This is a genomic window from Microcoleus sp. Pol10D4, from assembly GCF_036701555.1.
In the GTDB taxonomy this organism is placed as follows: Bacteria; Cyanobacteriota; Cyanobacteriia; order Cyanobacteriales; family Microcoleaceae; genus Microcoleus.
Window position 1 is genome coordinate 109,941 of record NZ_JAUBRA010000002.1, and the last position, 23,271, is coordinate 133,211.

General features: G+C 44.5%; 21 protein-coding genes and 1 tRNA gene. 13 read left to right on the plus strand and 9 right to left on the minus strand.

Annotated elements, in window-relative coordinates; all coding sequences use genetic code 11:
- Positions 1-69 precede the first annotated feature (69 nt).
- The 7 genes from QUA36_RS01920 to QUA36_RS01950 all read left to right on the plus strand — a co-directional run bounded on the left by QUA36_RS01920 (position 70) and on the right by QUA36_RS01950 (position 7,285).
- A complete protein-coding gene (locus tag QUA36_RS01920; RefSeq protein WP_333241328.1) occupies positions 70-615 on the plus strand; it encodes an NfeD family protein in 546 nt (181 codons plus the stop codon).
- Positions 616-751: 136 nt separating this feature from the next.
- Positions 752-1,312 (plus strand): paraslipin, encoded by a 561-nt coding sequence (locus QUA36_RS01925; RefSeq protein ID WP_333090579.1) that lies wholly within the window; start codon positions 752-754, stop codon positions 1,310-1,312.
- A 116-nt stretch (positions 1,313-1,428) separates the two neighbouring features.
- Positions 1,429-1,947, plus strand: coding sequence for a type IV pilin-like G/H family protein (locus tag QUA36_RS01930; RefSeq protein WP_333455220.1), 519 nt, complete (start codon positions 1,429-1,431; stop codon positions 1,945-1,947).
- Between the two features lie 106 nt (positions 1,948-2,053).
- Entirely contained in the window at positions 2,054-2,578 is a 525-nt protein-coding gene (locus QUA36_RS01935) for a type IV pilin-like G/H family protein (protein WP_333455222.1), read from the plus strand.
- A 98-nt stretch (positions 2,579-2,676) separates the two neighbouring features.
- On the plus strand, positions 2,677-3,204 hold the full coding sequence (locus tag QUA36_RS01940) for a type IV pilin-like G/H family protein (RefSeq protein ID WP_333455224.1): 528 nt from the start codon (positions 2,677-2,679) through the stop codon (positions 3,202-3,204).
- A 10-nt stretch (positions 3,205-3,214) separates the two neighbouring features.
- Positions 3,215-6,100: an AAA-like domain-containing protein gene (locus QUA36_RS01945; protein ID WP_333455226.1), complete on the plus strand. Its 2,886-nt coding sequence runs from the start codon at positions 3,215-3,217 to the stop codon at positions 6,098-6,100.
- Positions 6,101-6,226: 126 nt separating this feature from the next.
- Positions 6,227-7,285, plus strand: coding sequence for a potassium channel protein (locus QUA36_RS01950; RefSeq protein WP_333159278.1), 1,059 nt, complete (start codon positions 6,227-6,229; stop codon positions 7,283-7,285).
- A gap of 468 nt (positions 7,286-7,753) precedes the next feature.
- Here the strand turns inward: QUA36_RS01950 and QUA36_RS01955 are convergent.
- Together QUA36_RS01955 and pyk are read right to left on the minus strand one after the other, a co-directional pair.
- Positions 7,754-7,825: transfer RNA gene (locus QUA36_RS01955), tRNA-Thr, on the minus strand.
- A 94-nt stretch (positions 7,826-7,919) separates the two neighbouring features.
- A complete protein-coding gene (pyk, locus tag QUA36_RS01960; protein WP_333227193.1) occupies positions 7,920-9,707 on the minus strand; it encodes a pyruvate kinase in 1,788 nt (595 codons plus the stop codon).
- 773 nt (positions 9,708-10,480) lie between these two features.
- Between pyk and crtR the strand changes: the two genes are divergently transcribed.
- Positions 10,481-11,371, plus strand: a complete 891-nt coding sequence (gene crtR, locus QUA36_RS01965) for a beta-carotene hydroxylase (protein ID WP_333365429.1) — start codon at positions 10,481-10,483, stop codon at positions 11,369-11,371.
- A 158-nt stretch (positions 11,372-11,529) separates the two neighbouring features.
- Here the strand turns inward: crtR and aroH are convergent, their stop codons facing one another.
- Positions 11,530-11,955, minus strand: coding sequence for a chorismate mutase (gene aroH, locus QUA36_RS01970; RefSeq protein ID WP_333159192.1), 426 nt, complete (start codon positions 11,953-11,955; stop codon positions 11,530-11,532).
- Positions 11,956-12,201: 246 nt separating this feature from the next.
- A complete protein-coding gene (gene sppA / locus QUA36_RS01975) occupies positions 12,202-13,020 on the minus strand; it encodes a signal peptide peptidase SppA (protein ID WP_333455228.1) in 819 nt (272 codons plus the stop codon).
- Positions 13,021-13,291: 271 nt separating this feature from the next.
- Between sppA and QUA36_RS01980 the strand changes: the two genes are divergently transcribed.
- The gene (locus tag QUA36_RS01980; protein ID WP_333455230.1) at positions 13,292-14,365 is read left to right on the plus strand and encodes a DMT family transporter; all 1,074 of its coding nucleotides are present in this window, start codon (positions 13,292-13,294) and stop codon (positions 14,363-14,365) included.
- Positions 14,366-14,378: 13 nt separating this feature from the next.
- Here QUA36_RS01980 and QUA36_RS01985 read toward each other — a convergent pair whose 3' ends face one another.
- The 5 genes from QUA36_RS01985 to QUA36_RS02005 all read right to left on the minus strand — a co-directional run bounded on the left by QUA36_RS01985 (position 14,379) and on the right by QUA36_RS02005 (position 16,985).
- Positions 14,379-14,798 carry a PIN domain-containing protein gene (locus tag QUA36_RS01985; protein ID WP_333455232.1) on the minus strand — a complete coding sequence of 140 codons (420 nt, stop codon included), beginning with the start codon at positions 14,796-14,798 and terminating at the stop codon, positions 14,379-14,381.
- Positions 14,795-15,094, minus strand: coding sequence for a hypothetical protein (locus QUA36_RS01990; protein ID WP_333033220.1), 300 nt, complete (start codon positions 15,092-15,094; stop codon positions 14,795-14,797). The genes QUA36_RS01985 and QUA36_RS01990 overlap by 4 nt, the downstream gene beginning before the upstream one ends.
- Before the next feature lie 51 nt (positions 15,095-15,145).
- Positions 15,146-15,403: a hypothetical protein gene (locus QUA36_RS01995; RefSeq protein WP_333455234.1), complete on the minus strand. Its 258-nt coding sequence runs from the start codon at positions 15,401-15,403 to the stop codon at positions 15,146-15,148.
- A gap of 207 nt (positions 15,404-15,610) precedes the next feature.
- On the minus strand, positions 15,611-15,817 hold the full coding sequence (locus QUA36_RS02000; RefSeq protein ID WP_333455236.1) for a hypothetical protein: 207 nt from the start codon (positions 15,815-15,817) through the stop codon (positions 15,611-15,613).
- Between the two features lies 1 nt (position 15,818).
- A complete protein-coding gene (locus QUA36_RS02005; protein WP_333455238.1) occupies positions 15,819-16,985 on the minus strand; it encodes an AAA family ATPase in 1,167 nt (388 codons plus the stop codon).
- Positions 16,986-17,032: 47 nt separating this feature from the next.
- On the opposite strand from QUA36_RS02005, the gene QUA36_RS02010 reads away from it, so the two are divergent.
- From QUA36_RS02010 to QUA36_RS02025, 4 genes are all read left to right on the plus strand, one after another.
- Positions 17,033-17,881, plus strand: a complete 849-nt coding sequence (locus QUA36_RS02010) for a M28 family peptidase (RefSeq protein WP_333455240.1) — start codon at positions 17,033-17,035, stop codon at positions 17,879-17,881.
- A 145-nt stretch (positions 17,882-18,026) separates the two neighbouring features.
- On the plus strand, positions 18,027-21,737 hold the full coding sequence (locus QUA36_RS02015; protein ID WP_333455242.1) for a hydantoinase B/oxoprolinase family protein: 3,711 nt from the start codon (positions 18,027-18,029) through the stop codon (positions 21,735-21,737).
- 402 nt (positions 21,738-22,139) lie between these two features.
- Positions 22,140-22,787, plus strand: a complete 648-nt coding sequence (locus QUA36_RS02020) for a sigma-70 family RNA polymerase sigma factor (RefSeq protein WP_333365406.1) — start codon at positions 22,140-22,142, stop codon at positions 22,785-22,787.
- Positions 22,788-22,899: 112 nt separating this feature from the next.
- Positions 22,900-23,220, plus strand: a complete 321-nt coding sequence (locus QUA36_RS02025; protein ID WP_333046751.1) for a 2Fe-2S iron-sulfur cluster-binding protein — start codon at positions 22,900-22,902, stop codon at positions 23,218-23,220.
- The last annotated feature ends 51 nt before the right edge of the window (positions 23,221-23,271 follow it).

Below are 23,271 nucleotides of genomic sequence, written 5' to 3' on the forward strand. Positions count from 1 at the left end.
ACTCAAATAGCCACCTGATTAGATTAGAAATAACAAGGTTGAATCCCATCAAAACGAGGTAAAAGCATTGTGTATTCTATCCTAATTTGGTCGCTGGCTTCAGCCACTAATCAACCAGGTTTCGCCTTCACCCCGCCCCTATTCTGGTTGCTGCTCGGAGTTGTGCTTAGTGCGATGGAGCTATTAATCATCAAAACTCAGCCCCAAAAATACAGATTTTACCTGCTAATGATGGGAGCTTCGGCTTTAATTGAATCCTTTATTTTGTGGAGAGGTTCGGTAGCATTTCAGTTTAGTTGGGCGAACATAATGTATGAAGATTTTGACTGGCAAATCTTCTACTGGATGGGGATAGCCCTCGCGCTGAGCATCTGGATTAGACCAATTTTTATTGTTCGCAAAAAGTTTGTGATTCCCGAAGCAACCGAAGCGACAACTATCTCCGAAATTTTCCCCGGAGAAACCGGAATGGTGATTTATGAAGGGGCTTCGTGGAAAGCTCGCAATGAAGATTCCCAAGGGGCGATCGCACCCAGACAAAAAGTTTACGTTTTGCGCCGCGAAGGAAACACGCTGATTGTTGTACCTGACAGATTAATTCACATCAACGGCTAAATCTGAGTTGGCTCTTTTATAACTCGGCGAGTTAAATCGCTTCTTACCAAACAAAGTCCCTCTAAGAGACTAAGAAATCACTATCAACTGTCAACTGTCAACTGTCAACTGTCAACTATTTACCAGGAGATTCACTATGTATCAGTATTTTTTGACGGTATTGTTTGCCATCACTGGAGTATCCTTAGCCAACAGCGTAAAAATTGTCCGTCAAGGAGATGAGGCATTAGTTGAAATTTTCGGAAAGTACGATCGAAAAAAACTAGAACCGGGTATAACATTTTTGATTCCCTTTGTCGAAACAGTCGCCTATAAACAAACTCTGCGCGAGCAAATTTTAAGGCTGTCACCGCAAGAATGCACGACGCGCGATCGGGTTGCCGTCACCGTTGATTTTATTGTGTACTGGCGAATCATTGACTTAGAAAAAGCTTCCTACAAAGTGCAGAATCTCAAGGAAGCGATGTTAAATATGCTGATTCTTTCAATTCGGACTCACCTTGCTAAATTATCTGTTGAGGAACTCTACACGGCTCGACATGAGATTAATAATGCTTTAGTGGAAGAGTTGGATACAACGACAGATCCTTGGGGTGTGAAGTTTACGAGAGTGGAATTGCGCGATTTTGCGATCGGCAGTAAAGTGATTCAGCCCACATCCATTGACCGGAAAGAAGTACAAAAGCTGCGAGCTTAGGGATTAGTATTCCATCGTTTTCCTCGTTACCAGGCTCTGCCTGGTAACGCAGATACAGAAGCTCTGCCTCGCCGATTTTAATTCGCATTGTATATACCATTTAAGGAGACAACACCATGACTAACAATAAAGAATCAATAGTTCGCAATGCAGCTTCTCGCGGTTGCGGATGCTTATTACTTATAGCCGGTATTGGAGTAATGAATGGGATAGCTCTGCCATTTTATCTAAATAATACCAATAGAAGCAAGCAGTCAGAAGCAAAACAGTATGTTGGATCAATGAACAAAGCCCAACAAGCTCACTTTGCTGAAAAAAGTGCTTTTGCTACTTCTGTTAATGCTTTGGAAATTGGGATTAAAACCGAGACGACCAATTTCAAGTATTCAGTTCGCACCACTAAAAAAGCAGGATTTAATTATGGATTATCCAAGGAAAAAGACTTCAAAAGTTATGTCGGCGGTGTCTTTCTAGTTCCTGCTAAAAACTTTGATCCAAATGCTGCTAAAGAGGAAATAACTACAACGTTCATATTGTGCCAAGCTGATTCTCCCGGTACAATTAAACCAGCGGAACCTACCTATGAAAATGGTAAAATTGCTTGTGGGAAAGGCACAAAAGAATGGCAAAACTAATCTAACTATACGCAATATAATGACCGTCGATTACAATATCAAATCGGCCTTCACTTGAGGTTTACTGGACTAAAGTTCTTACAACAAACAGAGAGGATACAAAACTATGAGTCAACAAAGTTCTAAATCAGCTAGCCTTGCATCGAATGTTGGTGGATGTTTAGTGCTTTTAATCATGATTGGAGTATTTGTTTTGCTGGTTAGACCATCATTTCTGAAGAAGGTTACGAACATAAAGCAATCGGAAGCCAGAGAGTATGTTAGCTCAATCAACCAAGGTCAGCAAGCCTATTTTGCCGAAAAAAATGTCTTTAGCACTTCTGTTAAGGCTTTAGGAATTGGCATTAAAACCGAGACAGAAAATTACCAATATTCCCTTGTGACTACAAAAAAAGCAACATTTAATTATGGAGTTTCAAAGCAAAAAGACCTTAAAAGCTATGTCGGTGGTGTCTTTGTAATTCCTGCTACACAAGTTGAATCAAAGGCTTCTAAAAATAAAATAACGACCACATCTATATTGTGCAAAGCTGATTCTGCGGGTACAATTAAACCACCAGAACCCACCAATCAAAATGGTAAGATTGCTTGTGCTACAGGCACCATACAAGTGAGACACGGTTATCACTAGAGGCTAGATTATGACAGTCTATTACCAATATCAAATCGGCATTCAATTGAGATTTACCGGACTAAAGTTCTTACTACAAACAGAGAGGGTACAAAATAATGAGTCAACAAAAATCTAAATCAGCTAGCATTGCATCTAATGGTTATGGATGCTTAGGGGTTTTAATGTTGATTGGAGTATTAGCTTCGGTAGCTGTGCCATCCTTTCAGGTTAAGCTTAGGAACAACAAGCAATGGGAACCCAGAGATTATATTAGCTTAATCAACAAACGTCAGCAAGCCTATTTTGCCGAAAAAAGTGTTTTTAGCACTTCTGTTAAGGCTTTAAAAATTCGCATTATTAAAACCGAGACAGAAAATTACAAATATTCCCACCCTACAACAAACAAAGCAACATTTAATTATGGAGTCTCAAAGCATAAAGATCTTAAAAGCTTTGTCGGTGCAGTTTTTGTAATTCCTGCTACAAAAGTTGAGTCAAATGCTTCTAAAAATAAAATAACGACCACATCTATATTTTGCCGATCTGATTCTCCTGGTACAATCAAACCACCAGAACCAACTTATCAAAATGGTAAAATTGCTTGTGCTCCAGGCACTATGGAAATGCCACAAACTTATGACTAGAGGCTAGATCATGACAGTCGATTACCAATATCAAATCGGCGGCAGTCTCCCGCAAAATGCACCTACTTATGTAGTGCGACAAGCTGACTCAGAACTTTATCAAGCCCTGAAAGCTGGAGAGTTTTGTTACGTGCTCAATTCCCGACAAATGGGCAAATCTAGTTTGCTGGTGCGAACTGTACAAAAACTCTCGGCTGATGGCATTGCCTGTGCTACGATCGACCTTTCGGACATTGGCAACCAGCAAGTCTCTCTAGATAAGTGGTACGGCGGCGTCGCTTACAAGCTATTGTGCAGTTTCAACCTGTTTAACCCAGTCGAGTTTATGGCTTGGTGGCGGGAGAGAGAGTTGATGTCGCCGGTGCAGCGCTTAGGAGAGTTAATTGAAGAATTGCTGCTGGTCAAAATTTCTCAAAACCTGGTCATTTTTATTGATGAAATTGATAGCGTTCTGAGTTTCCAAGAACCGCTAGACGATTTCTTTGCATTAATTAGATGTTGCTACAATAAACGCGCTCACAATTCAGAATACCAGCGCATTACATTTGCTTTGCTGGGAGTAGCTACGCCATCGGATTTAATTAGCGATGCAACTCGCACCCCCTTTAATATCGGTTTACCTATTGAATTGCACGGTTTTAACTTACAGGAAGCTCTGCCTTTAGCAAAGGGATTTGAGGGAAAAGTAGACAATCCTCAAGAGATTTTAAAAGAGATTTTGGACTGGACGGGAGGGCAGCCTTTTCTGACTCAAAAGCTTTGCAAGCTGATTTTGCACCATTTAAAAAGCTTAGCGTCTGCTTCTATTATATCAAATTCAACGGATGAAAGCAAAACTGAAAAATTTACTACAAATCAATTATTAATTAGCGAGATAGTGCAATCTCATATTATTGATAATTGGGAATCATCCGATGAACCGGTACACATCAAAACAATTCGCGATCGCCTTCTCAGAAGTCCGCACCGCGCCAGTAGGTTATTAGGACTATATCAAAAAATATTGCCACTTTCAGAACCCCCCTTGTTAAGGGGGGCAGGGGGGATCGGGGCCGATGATACTCCCGAACAAACCGAACAGCAACTGAGTGGAAATCAGCAACCTTCAGAACCCCCCTTGTTAAGGGGGGCAGGGGGGATCTGCGCCGATGATACTCCAGAACAAACAGAATTGCGGCTGAGCGGATTAGTAGTAAAACGAGCCGGAAAATTAACCGTATCCAACCGCATTTACGCAGCTATATTCAACCATAACTGGGTAGAAAAAGCACTCGGCGACTTGCGCCCCTATGCTGAATCCCTAACAGCATGGATAGCTACAAATTGTCAAGACGAATCTCGCTTGTTGCGGGGTCAAGCACTGGAAGATGCCCGACAGTGGGCGACAAATAAAAGCTTGAACACCCAAGATTATCAATTTTTAGGTGCGAGTCAAGAAGCGGAATTTGCCAAATTGCGCGATCGCGAAAAACAAACTCAAACTGAAATGGAACAACTGCGCCGCGAAAAAAAGTTACTAGAGGAACTAAGCGAAGCACAAAAGCAGAAAAAAGCGATTGCAGTTAAACTTTGGCGCGAGCAACAACTGAGAGTGCAAACAGTTACAGGAGCCGCAGTCATATTAATATCAATCCTGATAGTAGCTTTTTGGGTAAAACCGTCAATCGAAGAAAGAAACAACAAAATTCTCACTCTCAGTTTGCTATCAGAAACGCTATTTGCCGCAGATAAAAAAGAAGAAGCTTTGCTAGAAAGCATTAGAGCAGTTACAGAAATGAAACGATCGCTCGGAGTGAGTTCAGATATTCAGATGCGAGTGGCGATCGCCCTCGAACAGGCAGTTTACAACTTTCGGGAACGCCGCCGCTTGCAGACTCAAGCCAGTACCCTTGCTTTCGCGATTTTCAGTCCCGACAGTCAAACAATTGTGACTGCTACCGATGATAATTATATCAAGCTTTGGCAAACTAATGGAACTTTGCAAGCAACATTAACAGGGCATACTGATAAAATTATTAGGGCAATTTTCACTCCGAGCGGTCAGATGATTGTCTCTGCCAGCCACGACAAAACTCTCAAAATTTGGCAAAAAGATGGCAAGTTAATTCATGATATAAAAGGAAACAGCGGTCAAATAACAAGCGTATGTTTGAGTCCAGATGGTAAAATTATTGCTTCAGCAAGTACCGATGGAACCGTTAAACTCTGGAAAATAAACGGTGAAGAATTGTTAACTTTCAAAGTGGAGCGAGGTTGGATAACCAGCGCAAATTTTAGCCCAGACGGTCAGATAATTGCTGCGGCTGGCACTGATGGCACTGTTAAAGTTTGGAGTTTGAGAAAGATTGTGGAAAAGTTGCAAAAACAGCAGTCAATCGAAGCAAGCAACGATATCAAATTGATCCGAACTTTACAGGTTAAAAGTGATAAAATAATGAGTGTAACCTTCAGTCCAGATGGAGCAATGCTGGCGACGGGAAGTGCTGGGGGAACTGCGAGAATTTGGAGCAAAGACGGCACACCGCTAAGTATTTTAAAGCATACAAGTGGATTGACAAATATCAGCTTTAGTCCCGACAGTCAGATGTTGCTATCTGCAAGCACAGACAAAATGGTGAGGCTATGGAACATTGACGGTACGTTGATCCAAACTTTAAAAGGTAACAAGGATGCTGTTTGGAGTGCGAGTTTTAGTCCTGACGGCAAAGCGATCGCTAGTGCTAGTGCTGACGGTACGGTGATGCTGTGGAATTTTAATCTTGACAATTTGTTGATGCAGGGTTGCGATGGAGTCCGTAATTATTTTCAGACAAATCCGATCGCCAATCAAAACAATCGCCACCTCTGCGACGGGGTTGAAACTCAGTCAGGCATTAGGCAAAAAAACCCCGGTTAAGACTCAAAGTCGTGAGTTTTGCAGCAAAGTATTTAGGCAGCAACCGGCTTTTTGAGCGCCCGCTGCGTCTAGGGCTGATATCGTTAAAATTGGTAGCAGCTAATAGGTAATAGGTCAGCCCGATCGGTGTATTCAACTCTAGAACAAAAGTACCAGCGCCTGCAAAAAGACTTAAGAAACGGAGTCATCGCCCTTGGGGGCATTGTATGCACGGGTACTCTCTGGTATTGGCAAGTGGAAAAATGGTCTTTCCTAGATGCCGCTTACATGACAGTATTTACCCTAGCAACTGTGGGCTACGGTGAACTTCAGCCCCTCGGTCAACGCGGGCGAATGTTTACTATATGCCTGATTTTGATGGGTGTGATTGTGATTGGTTTCATCGTCAACCGCTTTACAGAAGCGCTGATTGAAGGATATTTTCAAGAAGGAGCAAGAATTAGGCAGCAGCGACGATTGGTAGATTCTTTGATCGGGCATTACATTCTCTGCGGTTTTGGGCGCACTGGCCGCCAAATTGCCTTGGAATTTCAGGCCGAATATATCTCTTTTGTGGTGATAGATTCGGCGATACAGTCGGTTGAGGCAGCTTTGGCGCTGGGGTACACGGCTGTCCAAGGAGACGCGACTTTGGACGAAACTTTGGTGAATGTAGGCATCGATCGCGCAATTTGCATAGTAGCAGCTTTGCCTTCGGATGCCGAGAATTTATACACTGTCATGTCAGCGAAAACTCTGAATCCGAAGGTACGGGCGATCGCCCGCGCCACCACAGAAGAAGCTGTAAAGAAGTTGCAGCGGGGCGGCGCCGATGCCGTTGTATCCCCCTACATTACCGGGGGAAAGCGCATGGCGGCGGCGGCTTTGCGGCCTCAAGTTATGGATTTTTTAGACGGTGTTTTGACGGGTACCGACAGTTCTTTTTACATGGAAGAATTTTTGGTCGATCCCAATAGTTGTGTCTACGTTGGGGAAACTTTGAGAGATGCCAAGTTGCGATCGCAATCAGGGGCTTTGGTTTTAGCAGTGCGGCGCGCTGGCGGGACTTTGATTGTCGGGCCTACCGGAGAAACTGCGATCGAAGGAGGAGATATGCTGATTTGTTTGGGTACTGCTGAACAACTGCGAACTCTCAATCAAATCCTCAGTCCCCTGAGTTTTCGCATCCCCCGGCCCCCAAAGTAATACGATGTCAGGTTTGTAGTCAGGAATGTAAGTCCTCTGTTGACTGTTGACTGTTGACTGTTGACTGTTGAAAGAGTGGTCGAAAAACTGAATTGTTGAGTGTTAAATGTTGACTCGATTTTATTATTCCAATGCAACCGGAAACGATAGGATATCAAATCCGTTGGCATCGGAATTATTCATCTCTCTCTTCCCTTTCTCTGTATCCTCTGTGTCAAGAGCGGTTTCATCATTCCGATACAACCGGAATTGATATGACAACTGACTGTTTGGACATTTGAACAATACCGATGCAACCGGAAACGATATGATTGAAAAAATTCATAATCTCCACCACACAAGGATTTAGGGCAAATAAAAATGCTCTCGGCTACTTTGCCGAGAGCATTTTTGAGCAGTTAAACTGCGTTTTGATACAAATTTGCTACATTCTCACAAATCCTAAAATCAAAAATCGCTGAAACCCAAAGCCGATGGTGGGATTTGAACCCACGACCGTTCGATTACGAATCGAATACTCTACCCCTGAGCTACATCGGCACAGACAATTTTGAATTATAGCACAACCTAAGCAAAAAAAGCAAGGAGTTGTAGAATTTAATTCAAAACTCCACAACTCGTAGCTTACCAACAGTTAAACGGTGACTTCCGCGTCAGTTGAGCCGCCTCTGGCCCCGGAATAAACTAAACCCCGCTGCATATCCAGCGTCAGCATAGTTCCGTCGCGAATTACGCGCGTGGCATTCTTTACGCCCACCATCACCGGCACGCCCAAGCGCAAACCGATAATCGCGGCGTGAGAAGTCAAACTGTCCTCTTCCGTCACTACACCTGCGGCTTTCCGAATCATCTCGACAAAAGCAACACTTGTGCGTTCCACTACCAAAATTTCTCCAGCGTGGAAATTGCCTACATCCGCAGCAGTGCGAGCAACCCTGGCCATGCCACTTACCGATCCCAAACCGACACCGGTGCCTTTGCCTAAAACTGCTGTCACTACTTCAACTTTGATCAAATCCGTCGATCCGGCAACGCCTTGCAGAGTACCGGCGGTCATCACCACTAAATCTCCGTCGCACACTAACTCTTTTTCCTGGGCGACTGTCATGGCAGAGTGAAATGTCTGGCCGGTGGAGGGCAAATCCAGCACCAGCAAGGGTTTTACTCCCCATACTAATTGCAGTTGTCGGGCTACGTCTACGTGAGGAGTAACTGCCAAAATCGGAGTTTTGGGCCGGAACTTCGAGACATTTCGGGCTGTGGCGCCGGTTTTGGTCAGCGTCATGATGGCCGCCGCGTTCAATTGTTCGGAGATTTGGCTGACTGCTTGGCTGATGCCGTTGGGGATCGATCGACCAATATCTTCTACATTCCTAATATTCCGCTTTATTCCTTCCCTCTCCATCCGCACCGCAATTCTCGCCATCGTCGCCACCGCTTCGACGGGGAACTTGCCGACAGCGGTTTCATTGGACAGCATCACGGCATCAGTTCCGTCAAGAATCGCGTTTGCCACGTCGGAAATCTCGGCGCGGGTGGGACGGGGATTGTTGACCATGCTGTCGAGCATCTGGGTAGCGGTAATTACCGGAATACCCAGGCGGTTGGAGGTAGCAATCAGCCGCTTTTGCAAAATCGGCACATCTTCGGCGGGTAGTTCCACTCCCAAATCGCCGCGGGCGACCATCACTCCGTTGCAAAGGGTGAGAATTTCCTCCATTTGTTCGATCGCCTCGTGCTTTTCGATCTTAGCAATCACCGGTACTTGCTTGCCCGCACTGGCAATCAGCTCTTTAATTTCGAGCACATCTTGGGGATTCCGCACAAAGCTCAGGGCTACCCAATCGACACCTTGGTCGAGGCCGAACATTAAATCTTTGCGGTCTTTATCAGTCAGCGCTTTAATTGACAGGTAAACTCCCGGAAAATTCACGCCTTTGTTGTTGGAAAGCGGCCCGCCGACGACGACGCGGCAGTACAATTCCCGCGCCGCGCGGTCTACTTTTTCGACCAGCATTTCCACTTTCCCGTCGTCAAGCAGAATTACTGCTCCCTCTGGAACTTCGTCTGCTAGGGGGTCGTAGGTAACGGAAGAAATGAGTTCGGTGCCGGGAACTTGGCGACTGGTGAGAATGAAAGGATCGCCGTTTTTGACAACTATAGAGCCTGTCTCAAAACGCCCTAAACGAATTTTCGGGCCTTGGAGGTCTTGGAGGATGGCTACCGGCTGGTTGAGTTCAAAGGATGTTTGCCGGATTAAGCGAATGCTGCGCTGGTGGTCTTCTTCTGTTCCGTGGGAAAAGTTGAGTCGCAAAGTTGTGGCACCGGCTTCTATGAGCTGGCGCAGCACTTGTGGATCCGAAGTTGCTGGGCCAATGGTGGCGACGATTTTAGTCCGGCGTAGGGCTTTTGGCAATTGCATCAGCGGTGTTCTGGGGAGGCAGGTGGATTTAGTGTTTAAATTTCGGCTAACGTTTCATCAGAAAAATGGGCGGAGCGTAGCGGAGGGCTGAAACCCCGTCCTTCTAGGACGGCTTTACATTGGATTGGGGTGGAGGGGTATGGTTGCCCCTCCGTGGAGATGTGGTCTTCTCCAAAACTCCCTTACGGGTAAAGTTAGCTTCGCCAATGTTTTGAGAGCTTGTTAAACTTGCAGCACTGTTTCAGTGACCTTAAAACTGTTTAACTGCAAATGACAGGGCAGGGGACTAGCTTCGCATCCCAGGGTGTCGTGACTCAAAAAACGTAGACCTCGAAAGTCTTAGGCTGGTCAGGACGGCTCGCAAGAATCTCTTACAAGCCTCATGCCTGATAGCTGAGGTTCCTGACTACAAGCAATGACGCTACTCTCAAGTCTTAAAAATTTTGATAGTCGTCAAGAAAGCAGGTATTGAACAATATATAGAATATCTGACTTTTTACCCATCGGTAATTTTTTCTTGGGGAGCGCTCTTTTTTGCAAATTTTTCCGATCTCAGGCTTGACATAAATACAGACATACCCATTTATTTTATTTGGTCTGCTGAACTCTTTTGGCTAATTTAGGACTGGTATCCTTGTACAACAGCAATACTTTGCTGCTTGTACAGACGCTAGTTTCTGGCGATCGAACTCAGTTCTTTCATAAAACTTTACTATTGTCCGGCTTGTATCTTATACTACGCAAGTGTGAAATATTAAGGAGTCTTAACAAAGATGTCGGAGGCAGGACGGCCGCTGACAGTGCCGAAAGAGTTTCTGAGTCCTCCCGGTGACTTTAATCCGACACTGCTGCTGTTTTTGAGTGCAGTAGCGATTATCGTGATTTCTTACTTGGGTTTCTGGTATTGGGAATGGCCCCAATGGTGCTGTTTTTTATTGAACGTGTTGGCTTTGCACATGGCTGGAACTGTGATTCACGATGCGTCTCATCATGCAGCCCATCGCGATCGCACAGTTAATGCTATTTTGGGACACGGTAGCGCCTTGATGTTGGGTTTTGCTTTCCCGGTGTTTACGCGGGTACATATGCAGCATCACGCCCACGTTAATGACCCAGATAACGATCCAGACCATTATGTTTCGACCGGCGGGCCTTTGTGGTTGATTGCTGCGAGGTTTTTTTACCACGAGATTTTCTTTTTTAAGCGCAAACTGTGGCGGAAATACGAATTATTGGAATGGTTTCTTAGCCGTTTGTTTGTGATCGCGATCGTGTATATCTCGATTCAATACGACCATTTAGATTACGTCCTGAATTTTTGGTTTTCTCCGGCTTTGGTGGTGGGGTTGGCGTTGGGGTTATTTTTTGATTATTTACCGCACCGTCCTTTTCACGAGCGCGATCGTTGGAAAAATGCCAGAGTATATCCTAGTCCTATTCTAAATATCTTGATTTTGGGGCAGAATTATCATCTGATTCATCACTTGTGGCCTTCTATTCCTTGGTACAATTACAAGCCTGCTTATGAGGCTGTGAAGCCACTGTTGGATGAGAAAGGTTCCCCTCAAAGTTTGGGAATATTGGAAGGGAAAAAGGACTTTTGGAGTTTTATATATGACATCTTTTTAGGGATTAGGCTGCATCACAAAAAAGCGTCTGATTGACAAAAAACCCGGTTTCTTTGAGAAGCCGGGTTTTTTTTATAACAAAAGCTTTTAACCATATATCCCCAGGGCAGGTTTTGTACTGTATCAAGTCCCGTAAAAAATAAACCCACCTGTAATGGTGAGTTAACTTTTAAATCAAGCCCAAAGTGAATGTATTATTTTTCCCCAGCCACCGCCACCGCTAAATTCCTATCGGGGCGCAAATTTTGAGCTCCCCGCAAATAAGGATGATAAATTTCAGTATGTGCCTGCCAGTTAACGTGAATTAAAAACCGGATGCAGCGTTCCAAAGCACCCTCAACGTGCATTTGCTGCACGTCCAACAAAGGAACATTACACCAGTGAGGACGTTCGCGGGCGATCGCGGCCGGAAACACAGCATCTAAATCACGAGTTGCAGAAAACGTAGCACTAATAATTAAATCGGGATTTATATCATTTTTTGCTTCTAATTCATCTAATAATTCTCTCACCGCTTCTCGAATTGCTGCCACCGAATTCTCGCTAGCAGTAGTTGCCCCACGAATCCCCCGCACTTGCCACTCCACGCAAATTTCCTCCATATTTTTGTTATTAGTCATTAGTCATTAGTCATTAGTCATTAGTCATACTAAATTAGGCTTAAATACCCACTTTATTTCTTAGTCCCCGCTTGAGTGGACTTCGTTTGTGTAGTTTTACCTCGAACTCGTAGGCGAAGCCAGCGCAAAGCGCTTATGATGGGCGAAGCGCCACATTTGAGTTTGAGGTCAACAGATTTCAATCGCCCAATCCTCCAGGGAATAACGAATGACTACTGACTCCTGACTAATGACTAATTTATTTAATCACGGGCGATACATCCACAGCGGCAAACCGCTAGTAGAAAGCTCGAATTCCAGCACATTATTGTAAGCTGAAAGCCCAGATATATCCAGACTACTCCCCAAGACGCGATTTAGGAAAGGTTTTTGTTTTTCTAGGGTGCAAGACTCGGTTTTTTCCGGGTCGAGGCCTGCGAGTTCGGCGGCAAGGCGGCGAGCGTCCTCTTCTGTTCCCAGTCGATCGACCAAACCCAATTCTAAGGCTTGCTGACCGGTAAAAACGCGACCATCGGCAAAACTTTTGACTTTTTCAACAGCCAAGTTTCGGGCTTCGGCAACGGTTTCCACGAATTGCTGGTAGCTGGTGTCGATCAAGTCTTGCAGAATTTCCTGTTCAGGATCGGTCAATTCTCGATCGAATGCCAAGATATCTTTATACGGCCCCGATTTAATCACCTGAAAAGAAACGCCTACTTTTTCTAACAGCCGTTCTAGATTGTTGCCCCGGATAATCACGCCAATGCTGCCGGTAATTGTACCGGGATTAGCAACGATATGCTCGGCTCCCATGCCGATGTAAACTCCGCCCGAAGCTGAAATATTGCCGAAACTGGCGACAATTTTGACTTTTTCGCGCAAACGCTTGAGCGCGCTGTAAATTTCCTGGGAATCGCCGACAGTGCCGCCGGGGCTGTCTATCCGCAGCAGCAAGGCGGGAAATTTGCGTTCTTCAACAGTTTTGAGAGCTTCTAGGACTCGTTTGCGGGTTTCTCCGGCAATGGCTCCGGTGATTTCGATACGGGCTATTTGTTTGCGGTAGCGGGGCTTGAATGGCCAAATCATGGGCAGTTTTCGGGCAATGTTACGGATTTTGGTAGCTAACTTCTAGTTTGACTCATCCGAGGGAAGAAGGCATTCGGATCTGGCAGAGGGAAGATTTTCCGCATCTGTGGTTCCCTCACTCTCGGACTCTTCCACTCTCTAAGTTTCGGGTTCCTCTGCCATAAGTGCGATCGAATTTAACTCAACAGCGATATATAATTGTAAAAATTGCTTAACAAATCTACATCATTCTCGTGAGAGCCAATCTCATCAATTATTTGGAGTCTCCGCCATGCAGCTAAAGCTTACCGATTCAAAACTGCCTTTTGCCCCGCTGTTGCTAATTGCGCCGTTTTTCCTGTGGGGAACCGCGATGGTAGCCATGAAGGGGGTGATGCCGCACACAACGCCGCTGTTTGTGGCATTCGTGCGTTTAGTACCTGCGGGCGTGTTGGTGCTGCTGGCGGCGGCACTAATGGGAAAACCGCAGCCGCAGGGTTGGAAAGCTTGGCTGTGGATTTCTCTGTTTGCTTTGGTTGACGCTACTTTGTTTCAAGGCTTTTTAGCCGAAGGTTTGGCGAGAACCGGTGCCGGCTTGGGTTCGGTGATGATTGATTCTCAACCGCTAGCGGTGGCGATTTTGTGTTTGTGGCTGTTTCAAGAAAAAATTGGTTTCTGGGGCTGGTTGGGATTAGTTATTGGCGTTGCGGGCATCAGTTTAATTGGGTTGCCGGATGGCTGGATTTTGGGGCTTTTTCATCCTGAAAACAGGGAGGTTTCTGCGGGTATCGAACAGTTGTTTCAGGGTGGAGAATGGTTGATGCTGTTGGCTGCTTTGTCGATGGCTGTCGGTACGGTTTTGGTGCGCTGGGTTTGCCGTTATGTTGACCCGGTGGTGGCGACTGGTTGGCACATGATTTTGGGCGGTTTGCCGCTGTTGGCAATTTCGGCTGCAACTGAGTCTGAACAGTTTGTGAATATCGATTTTTCCGGCTGGATGGCGTTAGGTTATTCTACTGTGTTCGGAAGTGCGATCGCCTACGGTTTATTCTTTTATTTTGCTTCGAGTGGCAGTCTCACAAGTTTGAGTTCTCTTACCTTTCTTACGCCTGTATTTGCTTTGCTATTCGGCAATTTGTTCTTGGGCGAAGTGCTCAATCCGCTGCAATCGATGGGAGTCGGGCTGACTTTGGTTAGTATTTATTTGATTAATCAGCGGGATACTTTGGGTGAGAAATTGCGAAAAGTGCGATCGGGTGAAGCGAGTGCAGAAGTTGAAGCAACAGGATTATTAGAATCGTCAGAGTTGAATTCTGTAGAATTACCCGTGCAGTTGCGGGTTAGCGAATTGGAATCAGAAGTGTAGCAGGTGGAAAAGTTTAGGGAGAATTGGTTAATTCTTGAATTAACTGATTTGGAGTTAAAATCCTAGGAGTAGTAACTGGAAAATCTCGCGGGTTGCGGGTGACAATGGCATCAATTCGATTGATTACAGCAGTGCTGTACTGAATCGCATCTTCAAAATCCTTGAAGTTGCAAGTTAATGCCATTGAAATAACAGAGTTATCTACGGTTGCTACTTGACAAAATGTGGCTAGCTGCCGCAAAAAATCCAGCGTCCAATCGCGGCCTCTGTCTCTGCGGATAATATAGTAAAGGTCGCTAAAAGTTGAGGCTGAAATATAGCCTTGAATTTGTGCTTCTTCAACAAAAGTTAAAATGCGATCGCTCTCAGCAAAGAAAGGTTCTCGTTCGAGCGCAACATCTACTATTATATTGGTGTCTATCAGGATTTTCACAAGTTATGTTTCTCTTTTAAATATTCCCATTTTGCTTGTTTGTCTGGATCGTCAAAATCCAGCGGTTCGGGTACAGCATCTCGATCGAATAAACCTTGAAATGCCTTCACGTTAGTTTTAAACTTTTTTTGAGGTGCTTCAGGTGCGATCGCATTTTCTGACGCGCTGGCTTGTTTAACCGTATCAGGTAGCTGCAAAACGATGATTTCTACATCTCCCGGCGGCATATTCACGGGTTCCACAACTACCAAGTTGCCAGTTGCATCGATTTTACCTCTCAGTTTGTATGCTTGCATGGTAATCTCCGATAACTATGTTTCTATTATATGACATAATAACTTGCTTCATTACCAATCCTCTTCATCACCAATCTTAATGTCTCTGCTTTGAATCTCTTCTATAAAAATTTTAAAACTGGGATTTTCTGCGTAATGCTTGATCAAAACTTTAGGCTTGCTATATTGTTCTGAAATTACTCGATAATATTTAGGATTTTTAGCATCGATCCTAAACTTGTGTTTTTTCTCAACTTGCAGATTTAAAGTATCGAGACAGTTTTTAACTTTAGATTTTTTCTTTTTGTCCGTATAATACAGTGGAAGCAACCAACACTCAATAGAATGTACGGAGATTGCAAATATAATTTTTTGTTGATATTTGCTGTAAAAATCATCGCCGCTTGCACCCCTAAACTTTTCAATAACTTTTTCAATTAACTGCTGAGGAGTAAATTCACCGTTTTCATCTTGCTTGGGGATATTATAATCTTCTGAAACATCCGTATCTATTTGGATAATGATATAGTCAATAAATTACAATGCTTCTTGAAAATCTCTTGACTTACAATAATTAAAAACTAGAGTCCAGCCGCCGTATGTGGATTTATTGTCATTGTCTTTATCTCTTTCTGGTTGAAGTTGTGTGATAACTAAATCTGGACTATTGAAATATCCTGCTAAAATATTTTCAATCACAATCTGGTCAGTCAATCCCTCAGTAATTAATCCAAAACTAATCATATTAAAAATTTTTAGGAAGTCCGCCGATATAGCCCCTCAAAAAAGCCTCTGATAATTTCACAGGTTCTTGTCCCTCTAGAGGTTCAGGTTTGAGAATGCGCCTAGCTTTAGTATGCCCTAATTGGTTGCGGTAGATCACAAACAGCCGCTGTTCATCATCATCTAAATCCAAACCGTCCAAAACTGCCGGGTTGTGGGTTGTGAATATAACTTGTTTGTCGTGTTTTTTTGCTAATTCGACTAATTCTTGCATTAATCTGCGACACAATCTGGGGTTGAGAGAAGCATCAATGTTATCTATTGCAAAAAATTTAGGTGTGATATCGGTAATAAATAGAGCAAAGTAAAAAAGCAAAAACAAAAACCCTTCATTGGAACTTCTTTGATCGAAGTAAGCTAAATCTGGATCTAAATATCTATCTTTAATTTGGAGAGAGCTTTGAATACTTGATAAATTTGGAGGAGATTCAAAATCTTGAAACCAATCTATCAATTGCAGTTTTTTCTTTATTTCATTAAGCTGCTCCGGGTTATCTGAACTCAAAAATTTTAAAAGTTTAAACAAACCTTCTCCATTAATGCCTAATGGTTGAATTTGACCTTCTTTTTCAAAAGTTCTTAAGGCTTGGTTTTCAGGAGAATAAATTATAAAAATATTGAGGGAAATTATCAGCGAGAATGCTTGCAACTCTTGGGTCAATCTTGATAGTTCTGGTTCTGAAAAATCCCTTTTTTCTTCTAATATAGAGCGGAGTTTTTCTGCCCCACCGTATTTGTCAATAACACTCTTAACAGCAGTTTTTAGAAAAGTTTCAATATCACCCAAAAAATTTTTACTAACCCACTTAGAATAGGGAAAATTATCATTTTGTAAAATACAACTGAATGGTTGTACCTCATTCCCTCTTAACTCAATTTTGATATCTTTAATCAAATTGTCAATTTCAAAAGCCGATCGCATCAATTGAGGTTCTGTAACTCTGATGCCCCTAGATGCTAAAAACTCGTTATCCAGCTTGTCATCTGCCGCCGCAGAAGCAAGGGCGATCGCCTCTAGGATATTGCTTTTGCCGCAGCCATTTTCACCGATCAATACAGTTACTCGTCCTAATTCTAGCTTCAGCTTTTGAATGGACTTATAATTTTCGATTCTGACTTCTCCAATCATAATTCAATCTCATATAATCTTAATGTACTCATTGTATCTCCGATCGCATGAATCTCAAAGAACGCTTGCACAGCCATCTGATTCAAATTGTACGCGATCGCAATCCATACCTCGCATCCGAAGGGCATTTTTATGCTCAGCAATACATCCGCGAACAGTTGGCACAGTGGGGAACTGTAGAAATTGACGACTTTTCCGTGCGCGGCCGAATTCATCACAATTTTATCTTGGATTTACCCCCCTTCGATCGGGCGAGTAAGAAGCGGTTGCCGCCGATCGTAATTGGTGCTCATTACGATACTGCACCCGGATCACCTGGGGCCGATGATAATGCTACTGGTGTTGCTGTTTTGCTGGAACTCGCAAGGGATATCGCATCTAAACCACTCAAATATCCAGTGCAATTAGTCGCCTTCGATATGGAAGAATACGGTTATTTGGGAAGCAGTCATCATGCAGGTAAATACAAGCAACAGCAAAAGGCAATCCGGTTAATGATTTCTTTGGAAATGTTGGGTTATTGCAACCATAATTCTAATTCTCAAAGCTATCCCGCTGGCTTGAAATATTTTTATCCAAATAGTGGTAATTTTATTGCTTTAATTGGCACTTTGCGGACGGTTCCCGATTTGATTAATTTGAGTGGCAAAATTCGCAAATCTGGTCAGCCCTGCGAGTGGCTGCCGGTGCCGAATCGAGGTTTAATTGTCCCCGATACTCGCCGCAGCGATCATGTTCCTTTTTGGGATAATGGTTATCCGGCTATTATGGTGACTGATACTGCTAATATGCGAAATCCGCATTATCATCGAGAAAGCGATAGGATTGAGACTTTGGATTTGGATTTTCTGGCTGGTGTTTGTCAGGGGTTAGTCAATGGCATTCGACATCTATAATTAACACGATCGATCGCCTGCTAGTTTGAGCGGTCATAAATTATGACTTTTATGACGAGAAGTTATGAATTTTATGAATTGACTCGAACAGAATTTTGTTGAATACTTGTAAATTAATCAAGCAAAAATTTCAAAAAAAAGAGATATGAATCCTACTTATCCCGATCGCACTCGCTGGCAATTTTGGATCGATCGCGGTGGCACTTTTACCGATATTGTCGCCCAGAGCCCTGACGGTAAGTTAGTCATTCACAAGCTGCTGTCGGAAAACCCAGAACGCTACACCGACGCCGCAGTTCAAGGAATTCGCGAGATTTTGAGAATTCCCGCCGACGCAGCTATACCCGCCGCCGAAATTGAAGCGATTAAAATGGGGACAACGGTAGCGACAAATGCTTTGCTGGAACGAAAGGGCGATCGCACAATTCTGTTAATTACTAAAGGTTTCGGCGATGCGCTGAGAATTGGCTATCAAAACCGCCCGAATATTTTCGCGCGTCACATTGTTTTGCCCCAGATGCTGTACGATCGAGTTATTGAAGTTGCAGAACGCTACAGCGCTCAAGGTGAGGAGTTAACTGCTGTCAATCCCGAGTTTATCCCGTCTTTGCAGCAAGCATACGATGAGGGAATTCGCAGTTGTGCGATCGTATTCATGCACGGCTACCGCTACTCGGAACACGAAAAACAAGTTGCTAAAATAGCGAAAGAAATTGGCTTTACTCAAATTTCAGTATCTCACGAAGTTAGCCCGCTGATGAAATTAGTTTCGCGGGGAGATACTGCGGTTGTCGATGCTTATTTATCTCCGATTTTACGTCGATACGTCGAACAAGTAATCAGTCAGTTAATCGAGGCAGATTTCGGGAATGAGGGATTATTAATGCCCAATGCCCAATGCCCAATTCCCAATGCCCAATTCCCCAAATTAATGTTTATGCAATCGAATGGCGGCTTAGTGGACGCCGCACAATTTCAAGGAAAAAACAGTATTTTATCCGGGCCTGCTGGGGGAATTGTCGGTGCAGTTCAAACGAGCAAAAAGGCAGGTTTTGATAAAATTATTACCTTTGATATGGGCGGAACTTCCACAGATGTTGCCCATTTTAACGGCGAATACGAACGCGAATTTGAGACGGAAATTGCTGGGGTGAGATTGCGATCGCCCGTGATGGCAATTCACACTGTAGCAGCCGGCGGCGGTTCAATTGTCTTTTTTGACGGGGCTCGCTACCGCGTCGGGCCGGAGTCTGCAGGGGCCAATCCTGGGCCCGCTTGCTATCGCAAAGGCGGCCCGTTGACGGTGACTGATTGCAATGTGATGTTGGGTAAAATTCAACCGGATTTTTTCCCGAAAGTATTTGGATTGAATGGAGATTTGCCGATCGCCCCTGACGTAGTAAAGCAAAAATTTGGGCAATTAGCGGGGGAAATTGGGGGCGAGAGGACGGCCGAAGAGGTGGCGGAGGGTTTTTTGGCGATCGCGGTGGAAAAGATGGCAAATGCTGTCAAAAAAATCTCGCTTCAGCGCGGTTACGATGTTTCGGAGTATACATTGTGCTGTTTCGGCGGTGCGGGCGGCCAACACGCTTGTGCGATCGCCGATGCTTTGGGGATGAAACGGGTATTTATTCACCCTTATGCGGGTGTGCTGTCCGCTTACGGTATGGGTTTGGCTGATGTGCGGGCTATTCGCGAAAGGGCGATTGAGCAACAATTAAATGCAGAATTATTACCTGAGTTGCATGATATTTTAACCGAATTGGAGGCTGAGGGAAAGAGGGAATTGAACCGCAGAGGCGCAGAGAACACAGAAAATGAGTCAGAGGTTTTAGTTGTTAAGAAGCTGCGCTTAAAATATCAGGGAAGTGACTCGGTTTTGGCGGTCAATTTTGCTGAAAATATTGAGGCGATGCAGGCTGAATTTGAAGCAGCCCACCGACAGCGTTACAGTTTTATTATGCCAGAAAAACCGCTGATTGTGGAAGCGGTTTCGGTGGAAGTTGTAGAAAAAATGGATGTGCCGGAAGCATCCACAATTTCCCCCTCTGATGGGACGCGCATCTTGCCCGTGCAACCAATTTCAACGGTGCAAATGTATGTTGTTGGCGGGTGGCGGAAAACGCCTGTTTATAAAAGAGAGGATTTGCGATCGGGCGACTGCATAGAAGGCCCTGCTATGATTGTTGAAGCTACGGGAACTAATATCATAGAACCGGGCTGGGAAGGGGAAATCACCGAAAATAACGATCTAATTTTGAACCGCAGATGCACGCAGATGGATGCAGAGAATATCGGCGTTCATTCGCGTTTATCTGCGGCTAAATCCGATCCGGTTTTGCTGGAAATTTTTAATAATTTGTTTCGGGCGATCGCCGAACAAATGGGCGTCACATTGCAAAACACAAGTTCCTCAGTCAACATCAAAGAACGCCTCGACTTTTCCTGTGCAATCTTCGACAAAAACGGGCAATTAGTTGCCAACGCGCCGCACATTCCCGTACATCTGGGCTCGATGAGCGAAAGCGTTGAAGCTTTAATTTTAGCACAAGGCAATGCGATTCAACCCGGCGATGTTTATGTTTCTAACAATCCCTACAACGGCGGCACACACTTGCCAGATATCACCGTTATTACTCCAGTATTTGAGCGTGATTCCTCCCTTCCTTTGTTTTATGTTGCCTCGCGGGGACACCACGCCGACATCGGCGGCATTACTCCCGGTTCCATGCCTCCTAACAGTACAACAGTAACTGAAGAAGGCGTATTGCTTGACAATTTTTTGTTAGTAAGCGAGGGCAATTTTCGAGAAAAAGAATTACTAAAAATTCTGACAGCGGGTAATTTTCCTGTTCGCAATTCCGCTCAAAATATAGCCGATTTGCAAGCACAAATTGCTGCTAACAAGCGGGGTGCACAAGAACTTCTCAAGATGATAGAGCATTATGGATTAGAGACTGTGCAAGCTTATATGGGCTTCGTGCAAGACAATGCGGAAGAGTCGGTACGCAGGGTAATTGATGTTTTGCAAGATGGCGAGTTTACTTATCCGATGGATAGTGGCGGACAAATTAAGGTAGCGATTACTATTGACAAATCGGCGCGCAGTGCAAAAATAGATTTTACTGGCACTTCCGGTCAACAAACCAACAATTTTAATGCTCCGGCTGCGGTGTGCAAAGCCGGTGTTTTGTATGTTTTCCGCACATTAGTAGATGACGATATTCCTCTAAATGCGGGCTGTTTGAAACCTCTCGAAATCATCAATCCCGAAGGCTGTATGCTGAATCCTCGCTATCCAGCGGCGGTAGTTGCCGGAAATGTGGAAACATCGCAGAATATTACCGATGCTTTGTATTGTGCTTTGGGAGTGATGGCTGCTTCTCAGGGAACTATGAATAATTTTACCTTTGGAAATCAGCGCTATCAATATTATGAAACTATTTGCGGCGGTTCGGGTGCTGGTGCAAGTTTTGATGGTACGGATGCGGTTCAAACTCACATGACTAATTCGCGTTTAACAGACCCAGAAGTATTAGAATGGCGCTTCCCGGTGTTGTTAGAAAGTTTTGCAATTCGGGCTAATAGTGGGGGGAATGGATCTCATAGTGGCGGTAATGGAGTTGTGCGGCGAGTGCGGTTTCGGGAGGCGATGACGGCGGGAATTTTATCGGGGCGGCGGGTGATTTCTCCTTGCGGTTTGAATGGGGGGGAACCGGGGAAAGTTGGGCAGAATTATGTTGAAAGAGTTGATGGAAAAGTTGAGGATTTGGGGAGTACGGCGACTGTGGAAATGCAGCCGGGGGATGTTTTTGTCATTGAAACACCGGGGGGCGGAGGATATGGTTATTTATAGTAGTAATATCAACTCCGGTAGCATTGGAATTAATATTACCCACAGTCAGGACACGGCACTGCTGCGTCCTCGGTATCATTCTGATGCTACCGGAAACGATATAAGTAAGCGCTCGCTTTTAATTTATCGTGATGAACCGACACGCATTGTTCGGGTGAAGATTCTTTTTTATGGGAAGTAATATAGCCAGAATTTTTGATAATAACTTTTCTGGTGTGTGAAAAGCTCGATCGCACGGGTTAACACCACATACTATCTTGAAAAAGCCGCAAAATGCCATAAATAGCGCTCTGCGAGCATCGTACCGCTAAAAAATGATCTTCAACTCTGGAATGTCGATCGACAAATCGTGTAGAATCGGGCTGCACCAGCATTTATTCTCCAAGCTATTCCAGAACAATTGTGCAAACACCTAATTTTTCAGAACTCAACCATCCTGTAGTCAAATCCCTGTTCCATCACAGCGACCAGGAATTATTGACCCTGTTTCAAAACCATCCCGATCAGGGTCGCTTCTTCACGGCGATTTTTTGCCGCTATGCTCAAATTGTACACTCCCTAATTCGCCATTCCGTGCGATCGCCCGTACAAGGCGATTACCTGTTTGCCCACACTTGGCTGCACATCTATCACGAACTGCGAGGCCTGGATTTGCGCCGCGAGATCCAAGAGTCTGATGGCGGAAATCTCAGTCTCCAAAACTGGCTGATTAATGTTACCGCAGTCTGCATAAATCAAGCTGAATTGCCCCCTGTTGAGTCGATTCACTACTCTTTGCAATCGGCTCCGCCTCCCCTGTGGTGTTACGTCAAACAAGCCTTGGAATTGTTGGCGCCGCTGCCTCGTTTAGTGGTATTGATGGCTCAGACTTTCCGCTGGAGCGAAACTAGAATTGCCGCTTATTTGCAAGCAGAAGGCGAAGCTATTTCCCCCGCTCAGGTAAAGGCTTTGCTGCAAAAAGGATATCAAAGTTTAGAATCAAATTTGCCGGAGGATATTCGGGCTATTTATCTAGGTGAAAATCTCGATTATCAAGAAGCACTTGTCTAGATATACACGATATAAATCCGCCCTTTCTAGTTGTAGGGGCGGGTTTTACCCGAAATATTTGGTAGGACTAACAGCATCGTAAACCCGCCCTTTCGCGAGGAAGAAGGAAAAAATGGCAGTTTATCAAGTTCGGTTGGTGAATGAGGCTCTCGCGCTCGATCGCACGATCGCAGTACCAGACGACCAGTATATCTTAGATATGGCAGAAGATGCCGGCATTCGCTTGCCGAATGGATGCAAGCAAGGAGAGTGTTCTGCTTGCGTTGTCAAACTGCTGAGCGGTGAAATCGACCAAAGCGAACAAAAGTTTTTGAAGCCGTCTGAATTGCAAGCGGGCTATGCTGTTACTTGTGTGGCTTACCCGCTTTCTGACTGCACTTTGTTAACCCATCAAGAACAAGTTTTGTATCAAGCAGCTCTTTATTTTAAGTAATAGGAAATCAGTTTTTTACCATCTTTTCTTCTAGCCTCGCTTGGCGCGGTA

Excerpts from the sequence above, each read along its gene's own strand:
- QUA36_RS01925 (WP_333090579.1), top strand. The coding sequence starts at position 752 with ATGTATCAGTATTTTTTGACGGTATTGTTTGCCATCACTGGAGTATCC.
- QUA36_RS01930 (WP_333455220.1), top strand. The coding sequence starts at position 1,429 with ATGACTAACAATAAAGAATCAATAGTTCGCAATGCAGCTTCTCGCGGT.
- QUA36_RS01935 (WP_333455222.1), top strand. The coding sequence starts at position 2,054 with ATGAGTCAACAAAGTTCTAAATCAGCTAGCCTTGCATCGAATGTTGGT.
- QUA36_RS01940 (WP_333455224.1), top strand. The coding sequence starts at position 2,677 with ATGAGTCAACAAAAATCTAAATCAGCTAGCATTGCATCTAATGGTTAT.
- QUA36_RS01945 (WP_333455226.1), top strand. The coding sequence starts at position 3,215 with ATGACAGTCGATTACCAATATCAAATCGGCGGCAGTCTCCCGCAAAAT.
- pyk (WP_333227193.1), bottom strand. The coding sequence starts at position 9,707 with ATGCAATTGCCAAAAGCCCTACGCCGGACTAAAATCGTCGCCACCATT.
- crtR (WP_333365429.1), top strand. The coding sequence starts at position 10,481 with ATGTCGGAGGCAGGACGGCCGCTGACAGTGCCGAAAGAGTTTCTGAGT.
- aroH (WP_333159192.1), bottom strand. The coding sequence starts at position 11,955 with ATGACTAATAACAAAAATATGGAGGAAATTTGCGTGGAGTGGCAAGTG.
- sppA (WP_333455228.1), bottom strand. The coding sequence starts at position 13,020 with ATGATTTGGCCATTCAAGCCCCGCTACCGCAAACAAATAGCCCGTATC.
- QUA36_RS01980 (WP_333455230.1), top strand. The coding sequence starts at position 13,292 with ATGCAGCTAAAGCTTACCGATTCAAAACTGCCTTTTGCCCCGCTGTTG.
- QUA36_RS01990 (WP_333033220.1), bottom strand. The coding sequence starts at position 15,094 with ATGCAAGCATACAAACTGAGAGGTAAAATCGATGCAACTGGCAACTTG.
- QUA36_RS02000 (WP_333455236.1), bottom strand. The coding sequence starts at position 15,817 with ATGATTAGTTTTGGATTAATTACTGAGGGATTGACTGACCAGATTGTG.
- QUA36_RS02005 (WP_333455238.1), bottom strand. The coding sequence starts at position 16,985 with ATGATTGGAGAAGTCAGAATCGAAAATTATAAGTCCATTCAAAAGCTG.
- QUA36_RS02010 (WP_333455240.1), top strand. The coding sequence starts at position 17,033 with ATGAATCTCAAAGAACGCTTGCACAGCCATCTGATTCAAATTGTACGC.
- QUA36_RS02015 (WP_333455242.1), top strand. The coding sequence starts at position 18,027 with ATGAATCCTACTTATCCCGATCGCACTCGCTGGCAATTTTGGATCGAT.
- QUA36_RS02025 (WP_333046751.1), top strand. The coding sequence starts at position 22,900 with ATGGCAGTTTATCAAGTTCGGTTGGTGAATGAGGCTCTCGCGCTCGAT.